Genomic DNA, 4,008 nt, shown 5'->3' on the forward strand with positions numbered 1-4,008 from the left:
GCTGCAGTTGATCCTCGCCACCTGGGCTGGCCACTGTCCGACCTGCCACCGCGACATACCCACACCCATACGAACCTGACCAAGCCCTACTAGGGCTTTCCCGAAATTGCGGGCGGGGGCCGGGACTTCGGCGCATCAATCTGCGCGATGTTCACCGAACCGATTGGGATTCACCCATACGCCTGACAGAGTGTGATGCCACCGGGCACACAGTGCGACGCCAACCGCACAAGTGCCCGTCAGTCGGAGTGAACAGTGATATGGAGGGCTCCTCGATGACGAGGAAGCGAAGCAAGCACCCGCGCACCCGCGACCGCGCCCGCACCCGGACCCGCTGCGCGACGGCGGACGGCCCGGTCGGCGCGACGGCCGTGGTGGTCGTCGTGGTCGTGGTCGTCCTGACGGTCGCGCTGGCCGCCGCCCTGGTGGCGACCGGCATGTCGGCCGGAGCCGCGCTCGAACTGGCCACCGGTGGCTGTCTGCTGGCCGCAAGGCTCCGACGGGGGCGGGCCTAGGAAGAGCGCCTGCCTGCGATGGGACGCCGAGAGAATCCGGTCGTGGTGACCGAGCCGGCGCTGGGCCGGCTGGCCGAATGGCTGCGCGAGCAGCGCAAACAGGCGAAGCTGACGTACCGTCAGCTCGCCGATCGGACCAACTACCACCCCACCACCCTGCAACGGGCCGCCGCCGGGCGCTCCGTACCGAGCTGGAAGGTCGTCGAGGCCGTCGTCCGCGAATGCGGCGGCGACCTCAAGACGGCCCGCCGCAAGTGGTCCCATGCCAACTACTGGGCCCACGTACCGAATCCGCCGAGGACCCGCCGGCTGCTCGCGCCCCGGCGGATCGACCCCGAACAGGTCGACTCCTTCGCCGACCTGCGCCGCGCGATGCACGAGATGCGCCGCAAGGCCGACTGGCCCTCCCTGAGGGAACTGGACCGCCGGGCCCGCGACCGGGGCGCACGCCTGCCCTCCAGCACCCTGGCCCTGGTCCTCAAGGGGGAGGCTCCGCTGCGCAAACCCGTGTTCCTCGCCTACATGGAGGTCTGCGGGGTCAAGGAGGCCCGCCGCGCCCTGTGGGCGGCGGCCTGGGACCGGACCAACAACGCCCGGACGAACAACGCCCGGGCCCCGATACCGGTCAACTCCCGTACGGTCCACAGCGAGTTCGCGCGGGCCATGCAGTCCTCCAGCGCGGGCACCTCGACGGACATCCTGTTCCGGTTGTGGATGACCCTGCGCACCAACCTGGCCGCCGAACGGGACGAAGCGCCCGCCCACCCCGCCGCGGCGGGCCGCGAAGGCACCGACGACAACCCGTCGGTGCTCGTGTGACCAGGTCCGCGGGCGGGGCGCGCCACCCGCGCCCCCACCGTGCCCCCGCCCGCGGACCAGCACCCAGCGGCGGAGCAGCACCCGCCCGCGCCACCCCGGGACACCACCATGCCGACACCACCGCACAAGCCGGCCGCCCCCGCCCCCGCGCCCGCCCTGGGCCTGTGGGCGCTGCACGACCTCCACCGGCACCACTACCTCGACTACGCCGCGCTGCTCCTGCCGCCCGCCGACGCGCCACTGGCCGTCCGCGAGGCCTTCGTGGAACTCGGCGGGCACTGGCTCCACGCCCTGTCCACCGCCAGCCCGACGGCCTGCGCCTGGCAGGCGGTCAGCCGCCGGGTCCGCACCCTGGCCGGCCCGCGCCCGTTCCACCCGATCGCCCACCTCAGCGCCGCCCAGCAGGACGTCCTGCTGCTGCACCTGGTCCTCGACCTGTCCGCCACCGAGGTCGCCGCCCTCACCGGCACCGAGCCCGCCGCCGTCCACGTCCAGCTCCGCTCGCTGGCCGCCGCCCGCCGCTGAAAGCCCGCAGTTGACCGCCCGACGTTGACCGCCCGCCCACCCGGCCGCCCCGGCACCCGCCCGCGCGGCCGGGCGCGCGCAGCCGCCCGGCCCCCAGGGGGGACCGGGCGGCTGCGCCGGGGGCGTCAGTTGGCCAGGGTGTTCAGGTGCATGTCGCCGTTGGGCATCCCGGTCGCGGCGATGGCGTTCACCTTGCCGCTGCCGTCCGCGATCGCCGTGCCCTGCCAAGTGCCGTTGGCGAACCGGACGTTGTCGTACACGTCACCGTTGCTCAGGGTGACGAGGTGCAGGTCGCCGTTGGGCAGCGCGGTGACCGTGGCCTGGCCCACCGCGCCGCCGGCGTCGGCCAGCGCCGCGCCCTGCCAGCTGCCGTTGGAGAAGCGGATGTTGTCGTAGACGTAGCGGTCGCTGACGGTCTCCAGGTGCATGTCGCCGTTGGGCATGCCGGCGGCGGCGATCGAGGTGATGTAGCCGCTGCCGTCGGCGAGCGCCGTGCCCTGCCAGTTGCCGTTGGCGAACCGGACGTTGTCGTACACCTTGCCGGCGCTCAGGGTCACCAGGTGCATGTCCCCGTTGGGCATCGCGGCGAGCGCGGCCTGGGCGACCTTGCCGCCCGCGTCGGCCAGCGCCGCGCCCTGCCAGCTGCCGTTGGCGAAGCGGACGTTGTCGTACACGTTGCCGTTGGACACCGTCTCCAGGCGCATGTCGCCGTTGGGCATGCCGGCGGCCGCGATCGAGGTGATGTAGCCGCTGCCGTCGGCGAGCGCCGTGCCCTGCCAGTTGCCGTTGGCGAAGCGGACGTTGTCGTACACCTTGCCGCTGCTCAGGGTCACGACGTGCAGGTCTCCGTTGGGCATGGCAGCGGTGACGACCTGGGACACGTCCGCGCCGGCGTCGGCGAGGGCCGCGCCCTGCCAGTTGCCGTTGGCGAAGCGGACGTTGTCGTACACGTGGTTGGGCGCGGCCGGGGCGGGGGCGGTCGTGGTGCCGCCGGCGTCGGTGCCGCCGATCGGCGACACGTAGCCGCTGATGCGCTGGCCGCCCCAGCTGTAGCCGATCGCGGAGCTGTGGGTCGCGGACTGCCTGACCTTGGAGGTGGCGGACCAGTTGCCGCTGACCCCGCCCTCGTTGCCGCCGATGGTGGTGATCGTGCCGTTGCCGACGGCCGTCACGATCGCCACGTGGTCGGCGTAGCCGTTGTAGTTGTAGTTGTACAGGACCGCGTCGCCGACCTGCGGGGTGCTGTGCAGTCCGCCGTTGTAGGTGCCGAAGCTGCCTGCCGCCGGGGTGAGGCCGCGTACGTCCACGCCGTTCTGCGCCCAGACCCACTTGGCGAAGTCCGCGCACCAGGCTTCCGGGCTGCCGCCGTTGCCGGTGCAGCTGCTGTAGTAGGCGTTGCCGCCCGCGGTGTTGGTCGAGCAGGCGCCCTTGCCCAGGTTGGCCTGGGCGGTGGCGGCGATCGAGGTGCCGACGCTCGCGGAGGCGGGGGAGGCGCCCAGTGCGAGGCTGAGCGGCAGGAAGGCGGCGGCGGTGGTGAGCGCGGCGGTACGGCGGATGCTGGTCTTGGACATGACAGGTCTCCAGAGCTGTTCGTGGGTGTCGGAACGTGCGGGATGCGGCGCGGATCGCGCGTCTCACGCGTCGGCGTGAGGGGCCGCGGGTCGAGAGGGCCGTGAGGGGGCCGGGCCGAGAGGGCCACGGGAGTGGAGGGGCGCCGAGGCGGCCCCAAGGGCCTTGGGGGCCCGGGAGTTTCGGGGGCCGGCGGTCCTCGCGCGCCGCGAGCGATGCGCGGCGGGAGGGCCCGGCCCGGCCGGGCGGCTGCCCTGCAGGAGCAGCCGATCGGCGGGGTGTCCGTGGGGCGGGGTGCCCGTGGGGCGGAGGCTCAGCCCCAGATCATGTCGTCCGCCGGACCGGCGGCGACGGCCGCGATGGCGATGGCGGCGGAGGCCGGCTGGGCCGGGGCGGCCTGGGCGGCGACCGCCGGCACCAGCGCGGCGAGGGCGAGGGTGGCGACCGCGGCGGCCTTAACGGTGACGGTGCGAAGCATGACGGTGTCCCTAAGAATGTGAGGCGGTCCGGGAGGACCGGGTGTGGCTGATGACGGTTTGCCGTTGATGGCTCAAGGAGAATGGCCGCCCGGTCCTCCGGG

5 protein-coding genes are annotated in these 4,008 nt (G+C 73.3%); 3 read left to right on the forward strand and 2 right to left on the reverse strand.

Annotation, left to right across the window (positions count from 1 at the left end; all coding sequences use genetic code 11):
* Positions 1-275 precede the first annotated feature (275 nt).
* The 3 genes from ACZ55U_RS38800 to ACZ55U_RS38810 all read left to right on the forward strand — a co-directional run bounded on the left by ACZ55U_RS38800 (position 276) and on the right by ACZ55U_RS38810 (position 1,859).
* A complete protein-coding gene (locus ACZ55U_RS38800; RefSeq protein WP_465534304.1) occupies positions 276-515 on the forward strand; it encodes a hypothetical protein in 240 nt (79 codons plus the stop codon).
* Positions 516-557: 42 nt separating this feature from the next.
* Entirely contained in the window at positions 558-1,334 is a 777-nt protein-coding gene (locus tag ACZ55U_RS38805; RefSeq protein ID WP_465534306.1) for a helix-turn-helix domain-containing protein, read from the forward strand.
* A 108-nt stretch (positions 1,335-1,442) separates the two neighbouring features.
* Complete coding sequence (locus ACZ55U_RS38810) at positions 1,443-1,859, forward strand: sigma factor-like helix-turn-helix DNA-binding protein (RefSeq protein WP_465534308.1); 417 nt, start codon at positions 1,443-1,445, stop codon at positions 1,857-1,859.
* Between the two features lie 125 nt (positions 1,860-1,984).
* Here ACZ55U_RS38810 and ACZ55U_RS38815 read toward each other — a convergent pair whose 3' ends face one another.
* Both ACZ55U_RS38815 and ACZ55U_RS38820 read right to left on the reverse strand, forming a co-directional pair.
* Positions 1,985-3,430, reverse strand: coding sequence for a CHAP domain-containing protein (locus ACZ55U_RS38815; protein WP_465534310.1), 1,446 nt, complete (start codon positions 3,428-3,430; stop codon positions 1,985-1,987).
* 311 nt (positions 3,431-3,741) lie between these two features.
* Positions 3,742-3,906 (reverse strand): hypothetical protein, encoded by a 165-nt coding sequence (locus tag ACZ55U_RS38820; RefSeq protein WP_465534312.1) that lies wholly within the window; start codon positions 3,904-3,906, stop codon positions 3,742-3,744.
* Positions 3,907-4,008 lie beyond the last annotated feature (102 nt).

This window comes from Kitasatospora sp. NPDC034533 (assembly GCF_055575155.1).